Source organism: Candidatus Accumulibacter similis, assembly GCA_013347225.1.
In the GTDB taxonomy this organism is placed as follows: domain Bacteria; phylum Pseudomonadota; class Gammaproteobacteria; order Burkholderiales; family Rhodocyclaceae; genus Accumulibacter; species Accumulibacter similis.
Map to the genome: position 1 here is coordinate 3,000,142 of CP054595.1, position 21,409 is coordinate 3,021,550.

A 21,409-nucleotide genomic window follows, 5' to 3' on the forward strand; every position below is an offset into this window, starting at 1 on the left:
CATTTCCTCGTCCCGCACATGCCGTCGCCGCGGTCATGCTCCATGTCGGCGGGCTGCCGGGAGCGGCGGGCAATCCGCCCGTGCCGTACTCGTTGACTACCACGTCCGCAGCCGGACTAGGCGATGCCGACGTCGGCCCGTGCATCGCTTCGTCCCACCAGTTGCGAACCCGTCGCCTGGGACGACCCTGCAGATTCCTTCTCCGGGCACACCAGCGCGCACATCAATGCGGAACAGAGCCAGTAAACGTAACTGCTGCTCGCACTGTTCAAGACGGGATTGAATGCCATGACCGTCAGGCCGCTGGTGATGATCAGAAAGTACATGGCCAGCTGTGCTCGGGCGAAGCTTGGCTCCTGCTCGCCGGAAACCCAGTTCCTTGCCAGCACCTTCCAGGCCGCAAGGAGGATCGAAAGCAATCCGAGAACGAAAGGAATGGCGGCCAGCAAACCGCCGTTGGCCAGTATGTCCAGTGGATCGGAGTGCGTCGGCAATGACTGGGTACTTGAATTGACGACGAACAGATCGAAATGGTCGACCGCCGACGCGGCAAAGGCGCGTCCCCATAACCATGAATCCAGAAAACGGTCGATTGCCATCTGGTAAGTGTGCAGGCGGTAGACCGTGTTGCCGTCGGGCAGGTGCGATTTCGTCGCCTGATACAGGAATACCACTCCCAGTATGCAGCACATGCCGAGCAGAGCACCCAGGATCCGCCGCAAGCCGGCGCGAACGCGGTCTGGGTCCCTGGCAGTCCGGATCATCAGTTCGTCGACGAATACCCAGGCGAAGACCATCACCAGGACGATGTATCCAGTGATCTTGTTTGGCGCCACCGCTGCCAGTATGCACAACAGTGCACCGGCCAGGCGGACAAGAGGCTTGCGGCCAGCAATGAGTGGCATGGCAACGGCGACCAGGACCACATGCTCCATCGCGTGATAGATGATGGCGCCAAAATGGATCGTGTTCATGAGCACACCAAGCAATGAAACACCGATCAGGGCAATCGTGACGTTGCGCACGAGAATCGCCGGCGCGCGCGATGTCCTGATCAGCCACAGGTTGACCGGGCCGCCGAGAATCAGGGACATCCCCATGAGGAGGAAGGAACTGTCGATCGCGAGGGCGAACCTGGCATACATGCTGCCGCCGGTCACGAAGACGGCGAAGAGGAGCAAGCCGCGGTAGGTGCGCACGACGGCGCCGAGTTCTGGACGCAGGTCGGGCCGGAACAGCAGGCGACCCGCAACGCACAGAAGCGTCGCTGCGATCGCCAGGGTGGTCGGCAAATGACGGGTGAGCGCGCGTCGCCAGAGTTCGATGGCGAAGGGATCGACCGCCCACAGCACCTGCAGGGCGATGGCGAAGACCAACAAGCCATCGGTGAAGTCGATCGACGGCCTGCGCACTGCCGCAACAGCAGTTCGCGTCGGAAAAGAGGACATCTGGGTCATCAGTGCTCCATGCGACAGGTCATTGGCAAGTGGGTCGCGGCCCGTGTTCATCGTCCTGCTGGCCATTGCGAAACTTGACGACGCGCGCCGGAACACCGGCGACCACGGCGTACTGCGGGACGCTGCGAGTGACGACGCTGCCGGCAGCAATGATCGCCCCGTCATCGATGTGAACACCGGGCAGGATGATGGCACGGGTACCGATCCATACGTCGTTGCCGATGCGCACCGGCCGGCACGGCGCCGCTCCCTGGGCAATCATCGGAAGGTCCAGGCGGCTGACCTCGTGCGAGTTCGACATGACGACCACATCCGGCCCCATCATCACGTCGTCACCAATCTCGACATCATGGTCGATGCGGCACCCATGCCCAAGTTGCGAGCCGTGGCCAAGCTTGACGTGCGTTCCGCTCCCGAAGTAGGCGCGGCGCTTGATGATCATGTTGGAAAGGTTCTTCATTTCAGCCTCGCCGAACGTCGTCAATCATGCCGAAGACCAGGTAGAGCAACGCGGTCAGCGCTCCGAGGACGGTGCTCCAGACCAGCCCGATGGCCCCGAACTCGCTCGCCATGACGATCACCAGGAGCGTCGAGACAGCGGTTCCGAGCAATGCCGAGACGGCGATGCGCTTTGTCTGCAAACGCGCACGCTCATGGTAGTTGGCGACTCTGCTGGCGTAGAGGACGAAGACGTAGAGTGCCTGTCCCCAGAGGATCTCTGCGTAGGCGCTGTAGGCATCTCCCAGCAGGAGGCGAACGATCGGTTCGGCGAAGTAGGCCAGCGGCGGCAGCACCAGGGCCGGTATGCCGAGCACCGCGGCAGAGAGACGGGCGGCGTACTGGCGCAACGCGGCGCTGCCCCCCGTTCGATAGACCTCGGCGAAACGGATCGGCATCATGTTGTCGAGCGTTGTGCCGATGGCGTTGGTGAAACCGAGCAGGCCGGCGATCGAGCGATACGCCCCGACGCCGGCCGCCCCGACCACCGGCACGGCCAGATAGACCATGCCCTGCGAACCGAGCCATTGCGCCTGGAATGGCACAATGAAGTCCCGCGCGAGTCGCCAGTTCTGGGTCATGAACGAACGCGCAGCGGAGAACACGCAGGGCATCCGCAGGCGCACGGCAGCACCAATTGCAACCGGGACGCTTGCCGCGCCCCAGAGCAGGACGCCCAGGTCGAGCGTCATCAACCCCGAATTCGCCAGCAGGAAGGCCACGATCAGGATCGGCAGATAGGTCAGCGCGTCGAACGTGAGCAGGGCCGCGCCGTCCCGGTTGAGAAAGCAGAGCTGCCGGCACCACCCCAGCAGGGGGAGCGCGAAGGACGAAGCCGCCAAGCCGAGTACGGCCCATCCAGAGATGCCGGCAGCACCGCTTGCCAAGCAGAGCGACAGGCCCCCGGCCGCGACCAGCGCCAGGGCGCCACTGATTACGAACTGGGCCGACAGGCTGCCCGCGATCAGCCGTGCTCTCTCTTCGTGGTCCTCGACATGCGGTGCCCGGGTCACCATTGGGTTGGCGACCAGCGATACGCTGACACTGACGAAGTACTGCTGCGCAACGGTGATCAGAGCATAAATGCCGAAAGCCGTTGGCCCGAGGGTGCGGGCATAGATGATGGCGAGAACGAAGTTGCAGCCGCTGACCAGGATCTGGTCGGCGAGCACCCAGTGCACATGCCTTGTCCGCGGCAGCAGTCGCTGCAGCCAGCCGCTCATGGCCACATCCTGGTGCCGCTGTGTGCCGGTGTCGCTGCACCCGGGCGCTGCCGCAGCGTCATGGCTGGCTCGCGTAGCGGCAGGTCGCTCCCATGCCACATCAGAGCAACCGCCGCAAGGTGCTCTGCGCACGGACCCCGAGTCGCTCGCGCACGGCACAGACGGCCGCTTGCATGGTCTGCTCGACCGAGGTGCCCGAATCGATGATCACGGCGTTCGGCAGTCGATGCGCCAGCGCTGCGTAGGCCGCGGTCAGGGAACGGGCCGACTCCAGCGATATCTCGCCCTTGCGTGCGACGAGCTTCTCCGCCGGAGCGTCCAGCACCAGCCACAGGTCCGGTTGCGGTATCAGAGGCGATATCCACCGCGGCAGGGCAAAGCGTTCGGGCAACCGGTAACGCCGCCGATCGACGAGCAGGTCATGGTAGTAGCGGTCGAAGACGATCAGCGTTGAGCGGATCTTCGACGGCATCACTTGGCGCAGCCAGCTCGACCAGTAATCCGCGACAAACATGCCGATCTTCAGGCAACTGGCGAGTCGGCCGCGAGGCTCCTGCGCGTGCGGATCGCTGACCGTCGTTCCGCCTGCCGTTCGCCCGAAGTGCGGGCGCAGGTGGAAGCGCCTGACGCCACGGAAAGCGCATGCAAACTCCTTCTCGATGTGCTCGATCACCGTCGTCTTGCCACTGCCGTCGGGTCCCAGGATGGCAACGATGAAGCCGGTGGGATTGGTAACGCGCCGGAAGATCCGCAGGCACTCCTGAGCCCTGCTGCGCATCCGGCACGGCATCGACTCCCTCGGTACCCCCGCGCGCAGCCATCTGGCGAGCGCATCCTGCCGCGTGCGGAACCAGTCGACATCCGTTCTCGCAACCGCGCTGGCGACCTCCTGCACGAGTTCGGCGGGAAACATTCGCCGCAGCGACTCGCGGCAACCGCTGGCATCCTCGTTCAACAGGTTGCCAAGCTGCTGCAGGTGACGCAGTTCCACGCACTTCTTTTCCACCCGCTTGAAGAGATAGTATTCAAACTCGACTGCCGCTGCCGGGATCCAGAAACCCCCGGGTGAGCGCCGTCGCGTCGCGAGAACAGACTCGCTGCGCAACCACAACCGGGCGTCGAAGCGATAGCTGGCCGCCGAATCCGGGTGCAGGTAGGCAATCCGCCCGCCCTCCTGGCGTGCGAGGACGAAGTAACGTGCCGATATTTCATGTTCGAGAATCTGGACGATCTGCGCACCGCTGACGCACTCCGGCGCGCTGAGGATCGCCGGGAGTCTGGCGAAATCACGCTCGCAGACCATGAAGTCGATATCGGAAGCGATCCTTTCCGGATAATCCCGATGGCCGGCGAGGATCACGTACGGAATGTCATGCGATTCCAGTGCAGCACAGAACTCGATGAACATCTGCTTGCGGACGGCGTCAAGGCGGCTTGGTCTGGGCGATACGCTTCCTGCCTGATCAAGATCGGCAGCGACTGCAGTACTCATTCCTGGTTCTCCTTCAACGTCTTCCCTTTCGCCCCGTATCTCATCAAATGCTCTCTCCACCATCAGCGAAGCCATTGCCGGAGGCCGCGGTAGGCCGCTTCCGGAAGAAGTGCCCTGGCGACTTGGTTCCTGGTGAACTTGATCTGGCGCGCGTAATCCGATCGGATCAGCCGAAGAAAATCCTTGTCGGACGTTCCACGCAAAATGTTGTTGCGTCGGAGCAGTTTTGAGGCCTGGAAGGGCGGGCGGTTGACGCCCCAGTCGGTCGTCAGCAGGTATTCAAAGCGGGCATCAAGTGCTGCGCGCACCACCTCATGGTGATAGCCGCCGCCGGGAAAGGCGAGTGCATCGACGCGATGCCCGAGGATGTCTTCGAGAATCTCCTTGCTGCGGAAGATCTGCCGACGCGATTCGTCGCTGCTCAGGATGTCCAGTTTGACGTGATCGTGCGAATGCGAACCCACCTTCATCCCGAGGCGCTCGAGTTCACGAACCTCATGCCGATCGAGATAGCCCGTGCTGCCGATGTTGGCCGTGGAGATGAAGAACCAGCCGGTGAAACCCTTCCTGGCCAGGCACTCCGCGTTGATGAGGTCACTCCTGTAACCGTCGTCGAAGCTGATGCCGATCCGGTACCCGTCGTCGGCGAAATCCAGCCTGTGCGAACGCAGGACGCCTAGCCCGGACTGGACGATGAGGTCGACCTGATGGCCGAATTCGTCGTGCGTCAGCACGTAGACATCCTTGCCAGTGGTTACCGCTTCGGTACGGTGATAGGTTATGAACTGCAGTGGCATGGATCACTCGCGTCAATGGCTTTGCTGAATGTTGCCGGCGGCAGACCGGAGATCCGCTCCCCGTCCTGCGCGCCATCGGCGTCCCGGGGAGGCAACCGCTGCCGGCCGACAGTGCCCTGGCCGGCGATCGTTGCTCGGGATGCGCTGATGCTCATGGTCGATCGGCAGCGCTAGCGTGTCGTGCGCCCAGCCAGCCGGATCCGGTCCTCGGCCGTGGTTGCCGCGAGCATGTCGCTGATGAACTCGTCGTGAAGTGCGTAGGCACCGGCGTCCTGCTCACTGATCGACGACACGCGCACGAGCATTCCGTCCGGAACCTTGCCCGTGATGCCGTAGCGCAGTTGCAGCAGCTTGCGGCTGAGCCCCGGCAGGGCGACCTGGTCGCCAACCGTTATCCAGTAGGTGATCGGCTCGGTTCTCCTTCCCTGCGCGGCGACGAGTCGGCGGACGGGAAGGACGCCGGTGGACATCGCCAATTCACTCTCGAAACTCTTCGAGAGATGAAAACCCTGCGCGGTGTAACAGAACTCCGGACGGTGAACCTGCGTCTTGTCGCTCCCCTGGTCTCCCCCATAAGCAATCGAGAGCATGACGCGCTGCCCGCGGCTGTTGACGTAGGTCCGCCCCAGGGTCTGGTCGTAGATGGCGTCCAACCTTTGCTGGACGTCAGGGCTTACCGATACCGGAACGAGCAGGGGGTCGATCTTCCAGTCACCAAAGCGTTGCGGAATCGCCTTTTCGAGATCGATCCGCGGCCCATGGTCGGCAATCCGCTGTGTCGGCTTGAGCGCGATGGCCAGCCCGGACGCGGCGAGCATGAGCAGCAGCAGAACGACATGGCGCAGGCAAGGCTTCATGGCGTCACCCCAGGCGTAGGCACCGCGGCACCTTCGATTCGGCGCACAACCCAGTGAATCAGCGAATCGACGCCAATGATCAGCAGCAGCGCCGAGAGGAACAACACCATGCCGGCGAAGCTGTGCAGGAACCCCTGTCCCGCCTCGTCACCGAAATGGTAGGTGATCAGCGTCAGCACCATGACGCGAATGACGTTGGCGGTAAAGGAGATCGGTACGATCAGCACGGCCAGTGTCACGTTGCGCAACAGCGAGTCGCGACGGACGATGTTGAGATAGAGCAAGCCGAGCGCCTCAAGCGTAAACAGCGTGTGCAGGCCGGCACATGCGTCAGCCACGAGCAGCTTGTACTGGCCGATCTGCAGGATCACGCCCATGCGCGAGATGGGATAGCCGGCCCAGAAGAGAATGTGCTCGGCGACGTAGGAAACAGCCGCCTTCATCGGCATCGTCAGCGTCTCGACGATCGAACCGGGCAGGGGAATCATGAACAGCATGAAGAACAGCGGAAACCACTGTGCCCTGAGAGCTGGCGCCCCACGCGTGAGCAACAGGATGGCAGCCAGCAGCCAGATGATCGAGGCGATCTCGAAGAGCACGATGTCCTGCGAGCGGCCGACGATGTAGAGCAGCAGGCCAACACTCAGGGTACCCCAGCCCCACGAACTGGGACTGGCGCCTTCACTCGCCTGCCACATTCCCGGCCATTTCCGCCAGGCGAGCCAGCAGGCGATCGACAACACGATCGGGCCATGCCTCTGCTCGTCGCTCGCCCAGGTCGTGCGAGACAGGTCCAGCAGGCTGGGCACGTAGAGCACCAGCAGGCCGGCGATGATCGGCAGCCACGCCAGCCACTGCCCGGTCGAGGGGACTGTCGTCGGCGCGATCGCCCGCGTGCCAAGGGCCATGCCGGCGCTACTCCCCGTACGCCTGCGGCCGCAGCCCGCTGCAACGCAGCCGGGTGGGCACTGGTGCAAGCTTGTCGCTGCCGTTGGGCAGGAATTTCCAGGCAGACATTTGATCTATCCCTGGTTGAGGACCGAGCCGACGACCACCGTGCCGCCGTCCTGCAATGAACGGAGGAGTGCCTGCAGGCGCTGCGCCGAGCTGAGATGCTTGCGGGCAACGACGATCGCCCCGCGGGTCCGGCTGGCGATGGGCTGGTGATCAGCGCTCTTGGCGGCCGGTGGTGTGTCTACGATGACCACATCGTAACGCCCGCACAGGATGCCGATCAGCGCGCCGAACTGCGGTCGGCTCAACAGCTCCTGTGGATTGGGCGGCACGGCGCCGGCCGGCAGGACCGAAAGCTCGTTCAGGCGGGGGATGCGGCTGATGCACTCGGGCAGTTCGGCACGGCCGGCGAGTATGCTCGAGAGGCCGAGCTTGTCGGGAGTCCGGAACAGCCGGTGCTGGCAGGGACGGCGCAGATCGGCGTCGACCAGCAGCGTGCGCTGGCCGAGCTGGGAGAAGACCACCGCCAGGTTGGCGGCGACAAAGCTGCGGCCCTCGCCCGCGTCGGGACTGAGTACCGCCAACGCGCGGCCGCCGGCGTCGACGTCGAACCAGCGCAGCAGCAACTGGCTGCGCAGAATGCGCAGTTGCTCGACGACCGGACTGAACGGCTTGAAGGCCGCCACGACCTCCTTGCTGACGCTGTCGTCGTCCGGCATCAGGTAGGTGTAGTCATACTGGCGGGAAAGCACCTGCTGGATGTCGTCTTCGCCGAGCAGCCCGAGCTGCAGCGCCGCGTCACCGAAGCGGATGCCCTGTTCCTGCTGCAGGCGCACGATCCGCTCGGCCGCGTCGATCGTCAGCCGGCCACTGTCGATCAGGATGGCACCGATCGACGGCCCGGCACCGGTGTGGAGTTTTTCGGTCATGGCGTTCATTGCGCATCAAGCCTCGGAAACCTTCAGTTGCACACCCCGTCCGTTGCGCCGGGCCCGGAGACGACGCCAGAGACGCCACTTGTCGTCGGCCTGTGGCGTGGTCGCGGGGTCGAGTGTGGCGAGGACGGGAACGGACATCGCCAGCGCCAGATCAGCAGCCGAACGGATTCGCGGCTGCGCCAGCTCGATGCCCAGCGCCACCGCCACGGCCAGCACCAGGCCAGCGGCAAAGGCGACGAGCACGTTGAGGAAGACCTTCGGGCCGGACGGACTGAGTGGCTCGAAAGCCGGCGTCAAGACCGAGACGTTGGTCTGCAGCGACTGCGCTTCGAGCGTGCTCTGCGTCATCCGCTGGCCGATCGCGTCGAAACCGCGTTGCGCCGTCTCCACCTCGCGTGCCAGCACGCTGATCTCGTCGCGCTGTCTCTTCAGGTCGAGCACCTTCTTCCGCTGTGCCTCGATGGCCGCCTGGAGTTCGACCTCCTTGGCCTGGCTGACGCGGCCGGCGGTACCGATGGAGCTGGTGACCTTCACCGTCTCGCTCTTCAGCCGCGCCTTGAGTTCGTTGACCTCCGCCAGCGTGCGCTGGTACTGCGGATGGTTCTCGCCGAGGTTGCCCGAAAGCTCCTTGAGACGTGACTCGAGACGCGCGACATCGGCCTTGAGCTGGTTGATCAGCGGGTTGGTCATGACCTCCTGCAGCGTGTCCGAGCTGCCGAACTTCTGCTTGCTGGCGGAATCGGCCCCCTGCGACTCGGCCTGCGTGAGCTGTGACGAAAGCTCGTTGTACTTCTGCATTTCGTAGTCCAGCCGCTCATCGGTGGCGATGATGCCGCTTTCCTGCTGAAAATCGGACAGCGCCTTCTGCGCAGCCTCGAGACGCTCGCGTTGCGCCTTCACCTGGCTGTCGAACCAAGTTGCGTACTGCCTTGCCGGTTCGACACGCAGCTCGATCGTCGTGTCGATGTACGCCTGTGCGAAGGCATTGGCAACCGCCGCCGTGAAGGCCGGCTCCTGACCGGTGAAAGCGATGTTGATGACGTTGCTTTCGCGCGACGGCTGGACGCTGAGCTTCTTCTGCAGCAGCTCCGCCAGCCAGTGGGTGATCTCCCCCCTGCCCTCCGTCGCCTGCAGCCACTGCTCCCGGATCAGCGGGCTCTCATCCATGCGTAGCAGCTTCACCACCCGCTGTGCAGTCCGGTCGCTGTTGACGATGTCGACCTGCGTCGCCATGTAGCCCGGCGCCATCATTCCCGGCAGCACCATGCCGGCGATCGGATCCGGCGACTTGACATCGACGACCACCGCCGTCGAGGCCTTGTATTGCTTCGGCAGCAACAGGCTGACGACCAGCGTCGCCAGGACCGTCAGACCCAGAATGGCCAGCGCCGGCTTGCGTCGCGCCCAGAGAATCAGGAGGAGTTGATGCAGCGTCATGGTAATCTTTCTGTCGCCGATTTGATCAGAAGAGGCTTTCCTGCACCTGGATGACGTCATCGGCGCGCACCAGGTCGGATTTCTCGGGAGTGATCTCGCTCACCCTGCCGTCCGCTCCGCGGCGATGGATGCGCATGCTGCGCTCGGTGCCGCGCACCGTCAGGCCACCGCCCTGGACCAGCGCCTGCAGCACCGTCATGTCGCGCTCGATGCGGTAGGGACCGGGGCGCTGCACCTCGCCGTAGATGTAGAACACCGGTGCACGATGGACGTAGATGACGTCGCCACCGGCGACGAGGACATCCTCATTGCTCCGGTCGGGGCCGAACAGCGCGGGGACATCGATCTCGCGGCGAAACGGCCTGCCTTCGCGGATGCCCGACAGGATGACGACGTCGGAACCACCCGGCACCGCCCCGCCGGCGGTCGCCAGCATGTCGGACAGACGCGTGTTGCCGGTCTCGATCGGGTAGCGTCCGGGGCGGCTCACCAGTCCCAACACCGACACCTGGTTGCCACGGACCTGGATCAGCAGGATGTTGACTTGCGGCTTCTGGACGAAACCGCCTTCGCGCAGCTTGTCGGCGATCGCCTTCTCCGCTTCCGGAATGGTGTTGCCGCCGAGCTGGACAGCGCCGATCAGCGGATAGGTGATGATGCCGCTGTCGGCAACCCGTGTCTCGACGGTCAGGTCCGGGTTCTGGAAGACGCTGATCTTGATCGCGTCGCCAGCGCCCAGGCGATAATCGGCCCCTCTGTCCTGCGCCTGTGCCTGGACCGCGATGATCAGGTTCAGCGTGAAGAGAATTCCCAGCAGCAGTTTCTTGCAATGGTTCATGGTCGTCTCACTTCTCACTTGAGGCCGGCAACGCCCTTGTTGATGACCGCTTCGCTGGCGGTCGGCGCGGCTTTCTCGGCAACCGGCGCCGCCGGCTTGCTGCCGGCGAAGTCACCGGCGTACTCGATCTTCGCCTTGGCGCGCAACTGCTTCATGGCCTCGGTTGCACGTTCGGACTTCTGCTTGTTGATGAGGTAGCTTTCGATGTAGGACGATGCCTTCGTTTCGTCCATCGGCTCCGGTTTCGTCGCCAGCACCGTGACGATCGCCGCCTTGCCAGCGTCCTCGAAGAGCTGCGGCTGCCCCTCCTTCGCCGTTGCCAGCCGTGGCAGCGCGTCCAGGGATATCTGCTCGGCCGCCTTGACCGCGACGCCGCCGCTGACGACGACGTTGTCGGCCCGCAGAGCGGCGAGCACCTCGGCCGAGGTCTTGCCCCTGGCCAGCTGTTCCTTCACCCTGCCGACGAGTTCCGGCGTGCCGGCGAAGTTGATCTCCTCCAGGCGATAGACCTTGCGCTTGGCGAAGAGATCGGGATGGTCGTTGTAGTAGGCCCGGATTTCCGCTGCCGCAGGCTTGACCCCACCCCCGCCAGCCTGCTCGAGATAGGCGCGCGCCAAGACCTCGCGCCGCGATGCCTCGAGCATCTGCATGACGTTCGGCGTGCGATCGAGCTTCGCCTCGACCGCCTGCTGCACCGCCAGTTCCTGGTCGATCAGCCCTTCCAGAACCTGTCGTCTGGCGCTGTCAACCTGGTCCGCCGGAATCGACGGCGTGTGCTGCAGGACGAAGTTGATCTGGTGCACGGAAACCTCGCCGCCATTGACCTTGGCCGCGACCTGGGTGGCGGCTTTCTTTTCCGATGAACCGTCGCCGCAGGCAGTGATGGCGAGCGCCGAGACAAGCAGGGTGAGGATCGTTTTCGGGGCGTTCACGTGCATCCTTTCTGAACTGATGATGGAAGGTGTCGACTGGCTTCAATACTGCAGCGTGGCGGACACGAAAGCGGTGCGGTCCCTGTACTCATAGATGTCGTAATTCGAGTCGCGCTTCTGCAGGGTCACACCGGCCTTGAACTGGAGCCAGCGCGCTGCCTGGTACGCGACATCGACAGCGAGTCGTGCGGTGTTGTCTTCGCGCTGCGGGACACCGGCCGGCAGCGGGATGATCGCACCACGATAATCCTGGCGCCCATAACCGAGCAGACCATTGACGGTGATCTTGTTCGTCGCCAGCCACTGCGCCGACAACGCCACATCGTCAAGGACGTAATAGCTGGTGGTGAGCTGCTGATAAGCCTCGAGAGCCCGGATATAGGCCAGCGTCAGGGTGGTCTTGCCACTGATCGCATAGGCGTACTGCAGGTTGGCCGCCACTCCTGAGTAATCGCGTTGCGAAAAATGCTGATACTCACGGTCGAGATACTCGATGCGCCCGCGAATCTGGCTGAGGCCGCTGACACGCCACGAAAGATCGAGCTGGTAATTGTCCTGTGTGAAACCGTTGTCGAACTGGAAGAAACTGTCGAAAGGCCGCTTCAAGTAATTGCCCTCGAGATGGATGGCACGCGCGGTCAGCGAGTTGCCGGAGGCGCCCAGATAGCGCAGGCCGAAATTGTAGCCATCCGCCTCGTAGTCCCCGTCGACGCCCGTGGGGACCTGATTGTCGAGGCTGGTCCGCAAGACGCCGGCGAGAGCCGCCCAGCTCGAATGGAACCAGTAATTGGCCTCGAAGCGGTTGAGCTGGTAGGTCTGCACGTTTCTCCGGCCCAGCGTGCGGTCGTTGGCGTAATCGTTCGGCAACTGGCTGCGCTGGAATGCGAACTCGCCCGTCCACCGGGTGCCCGCGGCCCACAGCCATTTGGCGTCGTAGTTGAAGGCGAGAAAGTCGAGGTAATCGTTGCGGCTGTAGCGATAATCGATCATCTTGACGTTGGCAAGCACGCGCTGCAGACCGATCGACTTGTCTAGGTTGAGGCCAACGGTCGTCGTCGTGATCGTCTCCGACTTCGGGTCGGCCGACGATGGCACGCGGAAGAGGTTGTCATCCGACAACACGGAGACACCCGCACTCAGATTGAACACATCGCCCGCATCCGCCCACGACAGTGACGGCTGGATCAGGGCGCAGCAGGAAACCATGGTCAGAAGCTTTCCACAAGAAATCATCATCAATGCATGCCACCTGTTCCGCGAGAGGCTCTCGAGATTGCGGCCGGGCTCACGTTCCCCGGACCGGTACCGATTGCTCGCCACCCTGTCCACGCTGCCGGGAATCAGGCCTTGGCAAGCCCTCGCAAAAAGGTGCTGCCTGTAGATCCAATGCCGCATATCTTCCATGGTTCCCCTTTGCAAGGCCGTGCGCTAAGTCACAGCCCGATATCGATTCATCGATCGTTGTGTCGCGGCGGACGGCCGCAGCCGCCCCCTGGTATCGGCGCCGGACACCCCATCCCGCGCACAGTCTACAATGCGCGGCCTGATTCATTGCGGAAAGGGTCGGCCCGACCGGCTTCCGGATCGTACCGGATGCTGCGCGCGCAGCGGCTGATCGCCAGACTCGACGTTGCCGGGGCGGGTCGCGGATCGGCCGCGAAAGACGGAACCTTGCTTCACGGAGGCCGTCAGTGTGCGTACCATCCGCTCGTCGGCGAGCAGCCTCGCGGCGTCACCTGGGCGGCAGACGCGAGCGCCACCGAAGCCCGCGGCCATGTGGCCGACGACAGACCCGCAACAATATGGAAATCCGCACATGATGCTTCTGTTCTTCGTCCTCGGCCTTGCGGCGCTGATCGCCGGCGCCCAGTTCCTGGTCCGTGGCGCCTCGAAGCTGGCGCTGTCGTTCGGTATCTCGCCGCTCGTCGTCGGCCTCACGGTCGTCGCCTTCGGTACCAGTGCCCCGGAGCTGGCCGTATCGCTGCGCTCGTCCTTGGCCGGCCAGGTGGACATCGCGCTCGGCAACGTCGTCGGCAGCAACATCTTCAATGTCCTCTTCATCCTCGGCGTGTCGGCGCTGATGACGCCGCTGGTGGTTGCGCCGCAACTGATCCGGCAGGAAGTGCCGATCATGATCGGCGCCTCGCTGCTGGTCCTGGCGCTGGCGCTCGACGGCCAGGTCGGGCGCCTCGATGGCGGGTTGCTCTTCGGCCTGCTGCTGGGGTACACGGTGTTCCTGGTGCGGCAGAGTCGCCGCGAGAGTCGCGAGACGCAGGCGGGCTACGGCGAGCAGACGGTTGCCGGCGACGCGTCCGACTGGGACCGGCACTGGAGCGTGCAACTGCTGCTGATCGCCGGCGGGCTGGCGCTGCTGGTCGTGGGTGCCGGCTGGCTCGTCGATGCCGCGGTGAGCTTTGCCCGCATCCTCGGTCTGAGCGAAATGGTCATCGGCCTGACCATCGTCGCCGCCGGCACGTCGTTGCCCGAAGTCGCGACGTCGCTCGTCGCCACCCTGCGCGGCGAGCGGGACATCGCGGTCGGCAACGTCATCGGCAGCAACACCTTCAACCTCCTCGGCGTCCTCGGACTTTCGGGCCTGCTGGCGCCGGCGGGGCTGCCGGTGGGTCCGGCAATGATTGCCTTCGACCTGCCGGTGATGATCGCCGTCGCCCTCGCCTGCCTGCCGATCTTCTTCAGCGGCCACCTGATCGCCCGCTGGGAAGGCGCGCTCTTCCTCGCCTATTACGTCGCCTACACCACCTGGCTGTTGCTCGCGGCGCAGCAGCACGCGGCAACCGCCACCTACGGCAGCGTCATGCTTGGCTTCGCCCTGCCGCTGACGGCGGTGACGCTGGGCATCGTCGCCTGGCGCGAATGGCGCACGCGCCGCGGCGGGCCATGAAGACAGGAGAGGTGCCGCCACTGGTGCCGGTGGCCCTCGCCGTGCCCTGCGGACTGCCACCAACGCTGCAGCTGCCGGCGCTCCGGGTCCTGCTGCGCAGTCACAACGCCGCCGCCGTCGGCAGGCGGCGATAACCCGCAGCGGTGCCGCTGATCTCCCGCCAGAGTTCGCCGACCGGCACACGATTGCGCACCGTCTGGTCGACCCACTCGGTCGGTGCCGCCGTGCCTGGGTGGAAACGGATTCCCCAGATCGGCTCGAAGGAATCGCGCGAGAGCGAGTAGCGAGCGTCACCGATCACGCTCGCATCGCTGTCGGAAGGTGCGGTCCAGCCGTCGGAAAAATGGCTGAAGCGGGCGAAGTCACGCCGCACGCGCGCATCGGCCGCTGCCGCCGCTGGCAGGTCGGCGGCGAGCAGCAGTTGCAGCTTGCCGCCGGGTTTCCACAGGCTGCCCGCGCTGCCGAGAACGCGCAGCCGGTCGCTGTGCAGGGTCGTCCCCGACTGATAGACAGACCGCCAGACAAACGGATTGCCGACAGTGGGAAACATCTCGGCGCGCGTCACCGGGTGGCCGCGCGCGGCAGCGATCAGCGCCTGCAGATCGAACGCACGCTCGCGCTGCCAGGCCGCGACGCCGACATAGGCGAGAGCGAACAGCAACGACAGTACCGCCGGCAGGCGCGATTGCCGACGCACGGCGACGAACAGCCCGGCGAGCAGCGCCAGCGTCAGCAAGGGCCCGATCGTCGTCAGCCAGTGCCAGGCGACGCGCAGCGGCGAGAATGGCCAGAGCAGGTGCGTCCCGTAGTTCGTGCAGGCGTCGAGCAGCCCGTGCGTCGCGCAACCGATGGTCGCTGCGGCCAGCAGCGGTCGCCAGTCGGAACGATGGCGCCGCTGCACGAGCCAGGGTGACGCGGCGACGACGCCGCCGACGGGGATGAAGGCGAAGGCGTGCGTGAAATGGCGGTGATACTCGATCGCCAGCAGCGGATCGGCGGTGCTGCGGATGAGGATGTCGGCGTCGGGCAGGAGGCCTCCGACGGCGCCGGGCAGCCACGCCTGGCGACCGAGGCGGCGGCCGAGTATCGCCTGCGCGGCCGTCGCGCCGAGCAGGGCGTGCGTCAATGGGTCCATAGCAGCTCCAGTGGCGGAGGAATCGGCTGCCGCCCGTGCCCGGTCACGACGTGCCGCCGACGCCCGGCGGTTGCGGCCTTGCCCGCGAAGCCGGCGGCGCGCGCATTATCGCCGAAGGCGACGGAAACTCGGCGGGATTTCGCGCCGGGCCGTTCGATGATGGCAACGGCCGCATCGGGCGTGCTGTCGGCGATCTCTTCCTGGTCCGTGCGGAGGGCAACCCGCAGCGCTTCCACAGTCTGTCGGAGCAGATCCAGGGCGACGCGAATGCTGGCCGGCGACGGCATTGGTGCTAGCATTGGCCGCTGCCCGCCTGGCGTCCCGCGGGCGTCCCCGCGATGCCCGGCATCGCGGCCCATCGAAACCGCCGAGGAGACACCCATGACCCTGAGAATCGAAAACCACAAACTGGTCGGCGACCAGGTCAGCCATCGCGACACCCCGAACCGGGGTGGCGTCATGACCCCCAGCTATCTGGTACTGCACTACACCGCCGGCCGCTCGCTCGAAAGCTCGGTCGAATCGCTGTGCACCCGGAAGCCGCAGGGCAACGCTTCGGCGCACCTCGTCCTCGGCCGTGACGGGCGCATCGTCCAGCTCGCGCCCTTCAACATCGTCACCTGGCACGCCGGCGTCAGCCAGTGGGCCGGACTGGTCGGTCTCAACAGCCACTCGATCGGCGTCGAGATGGACAACGCCGGCTTGCTGAAGCGGGTCGGCAGCCAGTATCAGGCCTGGTTCGGCAAGGCCTACCCCGAGGATGAAGTCCTGCTGGCCGCGCATCGCAATGGTGGCCCCGTTTCGCCCTGGCACAGCTACAGCGAAGTGCAGATCGAGCGCGCGATTGAACTCGCCGACCTGCTGGTCGAGCACTACGGACTGAAGGACGTTCTCGGGCACGAGGACATCGCTCCCGGCCGCAAGAGCGACCCCGGTCCCGCCTTCCCGCTCGCCGCGCTGAAGAGCCGCGTCCTCGGCCGCGAGGAGGATTCGCCACCGCGTTACGTCGTCACCGCCAGCAACCTCAACATCCGCAAGGGGCCGGACGCCAGCTTCGAGCCGGTGGCGGCGGCGCTCAGGAAAGGCACCGAAGTCTTCCTGCTCGAGGCGCGGGACCGCTGGAGCCTGGTCGAGGTGGTGAGCAACGCCGAGGTCGAGGGCTGGGTGAGCAACTCCTTCATCGCCCCGCTGACCGCTTCCCGATCGGCCCCGGCCAGCCCGTTGGCGGCGACCACAGGCGAGCCGGCAAGCAGCCGATCAACCCGGTCAGTGACCGAGGCGCCTGCGGAGAAGAAGGCACGGCAGGCAAAGAAACACCGCCGAGCGAAGGATGCCTGACGCTGCCCGCAGCGTCGCGGCCCGGTACCGGCAGCGGCCGGGTTAGCGCGCCGTGGCACGACTGTTCATCAGCTACCGCGCGGCGGACGGGCGCGACAAGGCGACGGCGCTGGCGCGCGACCTCGGCGAGTTGTTCGGTGATGCGCAGGTGTTCCTCGACAAGGAGGATCTGCGCGGAGGTGTGCGCTGGCGCGAGGCCATCAGCGCGGCGATCGCCGAGCGGCCGGTACTCCTGCTGTTGCTGACCCCGCAACTGCTGGCGGCCACGGACGAAAACGGTGCCTTGCGCGTCGGCGACAGCGACGACCCGGTGCGGCAGGAAGTCGAGAGCGCACTGGCGGTCGGCGCGCAGATCGTTCCCCTGCTCTGCGACGATCTGCCGGTACCCCCCGACTGCAGCCACCTGCCGCCACCGTTCGACCGCCTCGGCGAGTTCAGCTGGCGGCAGTTGCGGGCCTACGACTGGAAGAACGACCTGCAGCGCCTGGTCGCCGATCTGCGTGCGCTGGGCGTCACCGCGGCGACGACAGGAGCGCCCGTCGCGAACACGTCCACACCGGCGACCGGCGGCCGCAGGCGACAGCGGGGCCCGCTGGCCATCGCGACGCTGCTCGCCGCCTGCCTGCTGCTGAGCGTTGCCGCCGGCTGGTACGCCACCCGTCGGCCGGCGCCCGCGACCGCCGCCGCGGGGCCCGGCGCCGTGGAACCCGCTGCACCGGCCCTCGACGGCAGCTGGCTCGGCGAGCTGGTGCCGGGCGAGCGCCTGCCGCTGTCGCTGCGCCAGTCGGGCAACGAGGTCGCGCTCGCCAGCGCGCCGGTCGACATCCGTCGACGGCCGGACTGGGAAGACTATCGCAAGTTCTGGCGCGAGCAGTCGCCGACTGCGCTCGACGCCATCGCCTACCGCGGCCGCGGCAGCGGTCACCGTGGCGCCGACGGCAGCACGATGTTCGGCATCGCCCTGGAAGTGGTCAGCAGCCCGGGCGAAACGCTGATCGACAGCGGCAACCTGCGTTGCACGCTCGCCGCCGATGGTGCCTTCCTCGACTGCCAGCTCTGGTTGAACAGCCTGCAGGCCGCGCGGCCAGTGCGGCTGTCGCGTTCGCCGGCGGGCGGCTGACGCGGCGCCGTCTCAGCTCTCGCGGCTGATCAGCACCACCGCTGCGCCGGCAATGCCCTCGCCGCGACCGACGAAGCCGAGACGCTCGAGCGTTTTCGCCTTGACGTTGTCGCAGTCGGTTGGCAACTGCAAACGCCAGGCGTCCGGCGACGCTCTGCGCCGCGAACCATCGAAAAAAAAAACATCGCGACGCGCAAATCGCGTCGCGATGTCTTGTGCGGTCGCCAGAACGGCAGACCGCCCGATGGAGTTCAGCTCGGGAAGAAGCGCCGGCGACCGGCGAGCGAAGCAAGCGCAGCGCCAACCAGCAACAGCGTACCCGGCTCGGGGACGGTTCCATCGGATTTCACGTCGTGCTTCAGGTTGTCGAAGCCAATGCCGGCGCCGTCATCGTTGAAAATCGAAATGCCGGCGATATCGAAAGTGCCGCCATCGCGGCTGAAACCGTAAAACGCGTCAGCCAGTCCGCCCACGACGATGCGGTCGATAAGCGATCCGTCGCGGCGGAAGAAGTCGATGGTGGCCGACCCAGCGTTTCCGCCGACCAGCTGAAAGCCGAACTCCGATTGATCGGTCGAGAACAGGACGGCGAACGACCCCTCACCGATCGCGTTGAAGTCCGGGAAACCCGACGGACCCAGTCCGGTGAGGACTTGACTTCCAGCGTTGATGAAGACGTTCAGGTTCTGATTCGGGGCGCCGACGGCGAGTGACAGCGATGCAGTCGGAGCCCCGCTGAGAACATCGAAGCCGCCTGACGGCGTATTCGTCTGTCCGGCGAAGCGCTCGGCAAAGCTCGCGCCGCTCGAAACGAAGACGCCGTTGTAATTGGTTCCGGGCGCCGCGCCGCCGGCAACGTCGTCGAAGGTGACGACTTGCGTCCCGGTCAGGGAAGCGTAGGCGACTTGATTGATCGGTGCGGCCTGTGCGATGGCACAGGTCGCCGCGGCACCTAACGCTGCCACGAAACGCATCTTGATTTTCATGTGACTCTCCTGTCTGGATCGATGACTGGCGAACGAGTGCACGCTTGACTCACTCCCCAAGACAAAAAAGCAAAATTGATGCCAGGCATCGACAACGTCTGAAATACAGCATGAATTCAGCTCATTGGTGATTCATGGATTGGGGCGTCGGCGGCCTTCAGGGCTTTAACTGTAAGGAATTCCGACAGTCTGTCCGCGGCGCCCGGGATCACCCGAGCAACGTGGCTCCGACCGGCTCGAACACGAGATCGCAGACGCCGTGACGCTCATGTTCACACCCGGCGTGGAACCGCTTGGTCGACCGCTCGCACAGCGGGCGGCGCGGTTCGTTCGCATTGCCCGTCGACCGCCAGCTCGGGTTGAACAGCCTGCAGGCCGCGCCAGTGCGGCTGTCGCGTTCGCCGTCCGGCGGCCGACGCGGCACCGTCTCAGCTCTCGCGGCTGATCAGCACCACCGCTTCGCCGGCAATGCCCTCGCCGCGACCGACGAAACCGAGACGCTCGGCCGTCTTCGCCTTGACGTTGACGCAGTCGGGCGGCAACTGCAGATCGGCGGCGATGTTGCCGACCATCTGCGGCAGATACGGCGCCAGCCGCGGCTGCTGGGCGATGATCGTCGCGTCGACGTTGCCGACGCGCCAGCCGGCCTGCGCCAGCAGCGCTGCCGTGGCGCGCAGCAGTTGCCGGCTGTCGGCGCCGCGATGACGCTCGTCGCTGTCCGGGAAGTGGCGGCCGATGTCGCCGAGCGCGGCGGCGCCGAGCAGGGCATCGGTGATCGCGTGCAGCAGCACATCGGCGTCGGAGTGACCGAGCAGCCCGGAATGATGGGCAATCTCGACGCCACCCAGCAGCAACCGGCGGCCGGGCACCAGCGCGTGGATGTCGCAACCCTGGCCAACGCGGATCATTCGCCCCACCTCGCCTGCGCCTGCAGGATCATTTCCGCCAGCCGCAGGTCACCGGCGAAGGTCACCTTGAGGTTGCTGGCGTCGCCGCGCACCAGCCGCGGCCGCAGGCCGGCGGCCTCGACCGCCGACGCCTCGTCGGTGCCGCCCGGGTGTTCGGCGAGGACCCGGACCAGCAGACCGTAGCGGAACATCTGCGGCGTCTGCGCCTGCCAGAGGCCGTCGCGACACTCGCTGCGGGCGACGCGCTGGTCGCCGTCGGCACGCTTCAGCGTGTCGGCCACCGGCACCGCCAGCAGGCCGCCGATGGCATCGTCGGCCAGTTCGTCGCACAGCGCGGTAAGCATCGCCGGCGACAGGCACGGCCGCGCAGCGTCGTGCACCAGCACCCAGTCGTCATCGTGTGCGACGGTGGCCGCTGCGCGCAGCCCGTTGGCGACGCTCTCGGCACGCGTCGCGCCGCCACAGAAGACGGTCTCCAGCTTGTGGCCGAGACTCGTCCAGTCGTACTGGCGCCACCAGCCGTCATCTGGCGCGAGGACGACCCAGACCCGCTCGATCGAGCGACAGCGGCAGAGTGTCGCGAGACTGTGATGGAGCAGCGGCAGCCCGGCGAGCAGCTGATACTGTTTTGGCGCCTCGCCGCCGAGGCGGGAACCGCTGCCGGCGGCGGGAACGATTGCGTAGTGAGCTGACATGGGCTAATTTTAAGCTATCGCGCCGGCCCGGCGCAGCCAGACACCCGCGCAGGAGGATCAACGTGATGCACGCGACAGCGCATACCCGCCCGGCAGCGGTCGCCGGCATGTTCTATCCTGGCTCGGCGACCGCCCTCGCCCGCGACATCCGGCAGATGCTGGCCGCCAGCGCACCGCCGGCGACGACCCGCGGCCAGCGCGTGAAGGCGATCATCGCCCCCCATGCCGGTTACATCTACTCCGGGCCGATCGCTGCCAGCGTCTACGCGCCGCTGGCGAAAGTGGGCGCGGGCATCCGGCGCGTCATCCTGCTCGGGCCGACGCACCGGGTGGCGGTCAACGGTCTGGCACTGCCGGCCGCCGGCGCCTTTGCCACCCCACTCGGCGTCGTTGCCGTCGACCAGCAGGCGGTGGCGGCGATCGCCCACCTGCCGCAGGTCGTCGTCAGCGACGCCGCGCACGCGGCCGAGCACTCGCTGGAAGTGCAACTGCCGTTCCTGCAGACGGTTCTCGGCGACTTTGGCCTGCTGCCGCTCGCCGTCGGCCGCGCCTCACCGGCTCAGGTGGCGGAGGTGCTCGAATGCCTCTGGGGCGGCGACGAGACGCTCTTCGTGATCAGCTCGGATCTGTCGCACTACCTGCCCTACGACGCCGCGCGGGCGACCGATGGCGAGACCGCCGGCCACATCGTCGCCCTCGACGCGCATATCGACCATCAGCAGGCGTGTGGTGCGACACCGGTAAACGGCCTGCTGCTGGCAGCCCGGCGGCACGGACTGCAGGCACAACTGATCGACCTGCGCAACTCCGGCGACACCGCCGGTGATCGCTCGCGGGTCGTCGGTTACGGCGCCTTCAGCTTCAGCGAGGAGGACGCCAGTGCCCGGTGATGTCGGCGACCG

21 protein-coding genes and 1 pseudogene are annotated in these 21,409 nt (G+C 65.8%); 4 read left to right on the forward strand and 18 right to left on the reverse strand.

Annotated features, from left to right (window positions below):
- Window positions 1-116 precede the first annotated feature (116 nt).
- The 12 genes from HT579_13205 to epsL form a co-directional block, all read right to left on the reverse strand.
- On the reverse strand, window positions 117-1,457 hold the full coding sequence (locus HT579_13205) for an O-antigen ligase family protein (GenBank protein QKS29783.1): 1,341 nt from the start codon (window positions 1,455-1,457) through the stop codon (window positions 117-119).
- 19 nt (window positions 1,458-1,476) lie between these two features.
- On the reverse strand, window positions 1,477-1,917 hold the full coding sequence (locus tag HT579_13210; GenBank protein ID QKS29784.1) for an acyltransferase: 441 nt from the start codon (window positions 1,915-1,917) through the stop codon (window positions 1,477-1,479).
- Between the two features lies 1 nt (window position 1,918).
- A complete protein-coding gene (locus tag HT579_13215; protein QKS29785.1) occupies window positions 1,919-3,178 on the reverse strand; it encodes an oligosaccharide flippase family protein in 1,260 nt (419 codons plus the stop codon).
- A 100-nt stretch (window positions 3,179-3,278) separates the two neighbouring features.
- The gene (locus HT579_13220) at window positions 3,279-4,670 is read right to left on the reverse strand and encodes a hypothetical protein (GenBank protein ID QKS29786.1); all 1,392 of its coding nucleotides are present in this window, start codon (window positions 4,668-4,670) and stop codon (window positions 3,279-3,281) included.
- Window positions 4,671-4,732: 62 nt separating this feature from the next.
- Window positions 4,733-5,467, reverse strand: a complete 735-nt coding sequence (locus HT579_13225; protein ID QKS29787.1) for a polysaccharide deacetylase family protein — start codon at window positions 5,465-5,467, stop codon at window positions 4,733-4,735.
- A 170-nt stretch (window positions 5,468-5,637) separates the two neighbouring features.
- Window positions 5,638-6,324 carry an EpsI family protein gene (gene epsI / locus HT579_13230; protein QKS29788.1) on the reverse strand — a complete coding sequence of 229 codons (687 nt, stop codon included), beginning with the start codon at window positions 6,322-6,324 and terminating at the stop codon, window positions 5,638-5,640.
- On the reverse strand, window positions 6,321-7,232 hold the full coding sequence (gene xrtB, locus HT579_13235) for an exosortase B (GenBank protein ID QKS29789.1): 912 nt from the start codon (window positions 7,230-7,232) through the stop codon (window positions 6,321-6,323). The genes epsI and xrtB overlap by 4 nt, the downstream gene beginning before the upstream one ends.
- Window positions 7,233-7,346: 114 nt before the next feature.
- On the reverse strand, window positions 7,347-8,216 hold the full coding sequence (gene epsG / locus HT579_13240) for a chain length determinant protein tyrosine kinase EpsG (GenBank protein QKS29790.1): 870 nt from the start codon (window positions 8,214-8,216) through the stop codon (window positions 7,347-7,349).
- A 6-nt stretch (window positions 8,217-8,222) separates the two neighbouring features.
- Window positions 8,223-9,653, reverse strand: a complete 1,431-nt coding sequence (epsF, locus tag HT579_13245; GenBank protein ID QKS29791.1) for a chain length determinant protein EpsF — start codon at window positions 9,651-9,653, stop codon at window positions 8,223-8,225.
- Between the two features lie 25 nt (window positions 9,654-9,678).
- Complete coding sequence (gene epsE, locus HT579_13250; protein ID QKS29792.1) at window positions 9,679-10,491, reverse strand: polysaccharide export protein EpsE; 813 nt, start codon at window positions 10,489-10,491, stop codon at window positions 9,679-9,681.
- A 14-nt stretch (window positions 10,492-10,505) separates the two neighbouring features.
- A complete protein-coding gene (gene epsD / locus HT579_13255) occupies window positions 10,506-11,423 on the reverse strand; it encodes a peptidyl-prolyl cis-trans isomerase, EpsD family (protein ID QKS29793.1) in 918 nt (305 codons plus the stop codon).
- A gap of 42 nt (window positions 11,424-11,465) precedes the next feature.
- Window positions 11,466-12,629 carry a putative exosortase B-associated extracellular polysaccharide biosynthesis transporter EpsL gene (gene epsL, locus HT579_13260; protein QKS29794.1) on the reverse strand — a complete coding sequence of 388 codons (1,164 nt, stop codon included), beginning with the start codon at window positions 12,627-12,629 and terminating at the stop codon, window positions 11,466-11,468.
- 610 nt (window positions 12,630-13,239) lie between these two features.
- On the opposite strand from epsL, the gene HT579_13265 reads away from it, so the two are divergent.
- On the forward strand, window positions 13,240-14,325 hold the full coding sequence (locus HT579_13265; protein QKS29795.1) for a calcium/sodium antiporter: 1,086 nt from the start codon (window positions 13,240-13,242) through the stop codon (window positions 14,323-14,325).
- 100 nt (window positions 14,326-14,425) lie between these two features.
- Here HT579_13265 and HT579_13270 read toward each other — a convergent pair whose 3' ends face one another.
- Both HT579_13270 and HT579_13275 read right to left on the reverse strand, forming a co-directional pair.
- On the reverse strand, window positions 14,426-15,460 hold the full coding sequence (locus tag HT579_13270; GenBank protein ID QKS29796.1) for a metal-dependent hydrolase: 1,035 nt from the start codon (window positions 15,458-15,460) through the stop codon (window positions 14,426-14,428).
- Complete coding sequence (locus tag HT579_13275) at window positions 15,448-15,747, reverse strand: hypothetical protein (GenBank protein QKS29797.1); 300 nt, start codon at window positions 15,745-15,747, stop codon at window positions 15,448-15,450. The genes HT579_13270 and HT579_13275 overlap by 13 nt, the downstream gene beginning before the upstream one ends.
- Before the next feature lie 94 nt (window positions 15,748-15,841).
- Between HT579_13275 and HT579_13280 the strand changes: the two genes are divergently transcribed.
- The gene (locus HT579_13280; protein QKS29798.1) at window positions 15,842-16,798 is read left to right on the forward strand and encodes an N-acetylmuramoyl-L-alanine amidase; all 957 of its coding nucleotides are present in this window, start codon (window positions 15,842-15,844) and stop codon (window positions 16,796-16,798) included.
- A gap of 52 nt (window positions 16,799-16,850) precedes the next feature.
- On the forward strand, window positions 16,851-17,918 hold the full coding sequence (locus HT579_13285) for a toll/interleukin-1 receptor domain-containing protein (protein ID QKS29799.1): 1,068 nt from the start codon (window positions 16,851-16,853) through the stop codon (window positions 17,916-17,918).
- A 12-nt stretch (window positions 17,919-17,930) separates the two neighbouring features.
- On the opposite strand, the pseudogene HT579_13290 reads toward HT579_13285, so the two are convergent.
- The 4 genes and pseudogenes from HT579_13290 to HT579_13305 form a co-directional block, all read right to left on the reverse strand.
- Window positions 17,931-18,035 (reverse strand): annotated as a pseudogene (locus HT579_13290) (2-C-methyl-D-erythritol 2,4-cyclodiphosphate synthase).
- Between the two features lie 134 nt (window positions 18,036-18,169).
- On the reverse strand, window positions 18,170-18,946 hold the full coding sequence (locus HT579_13295) for a PEP-CTERM sorting domain-containing protein (GenBank protein QKS29800.1): 777 nt from the start codon (window positions 18,944-18,946) through the stop codon (window positions 18,170-18,172).
- Window positions 18,947-19,332: 386 nt separating this feature from the next.
- Window positions 19,333-19,812, reverse strand: coding sequence for a 2-C-methyl-D-erythritol 2,4-cyclodiphosphate synthase (locus tag HT579_13300; GenBank protein ID QKS29801.1), 480 nt, complete (start codon window positions 19,810-19,812; stop codon window positions 19,333-19,335).
- Complete coding sequence (locus HT579_13305) at window positions 19,809-20,507, reverse strand: 2-C-methyl-D-erythritol 4-phosphate cytidylyltransferase (protein ID QKS29802.1); 699 nt, start codon at window positions 20,505-20,507, stop codon at window positions 19,809-19,811. The genes HT579_13300 and HT579_13305 overlap by 4 nt, the downstream gene beginning before the upstream one ends.
- A gap of 65 nt (window positions 20,508-20,572) precedes the next feature.
- Between HT579_13305 and amrB the strand changes: the two genes are divergently transcribed.
- On the forward strand, window positions 20,573-21,397 hold the full coding sequence (gene amrB / locus HT579_13310) for an AmmeMemoRadiSam system protein B (protein ID QKS31642.1): 825 nt from the start codon (window positions 20,573-20,575) through the stop codon (window positions 21,395-21,397).
- Window positions 21,398-21,409: the final 12 nt, after the last annotated feature.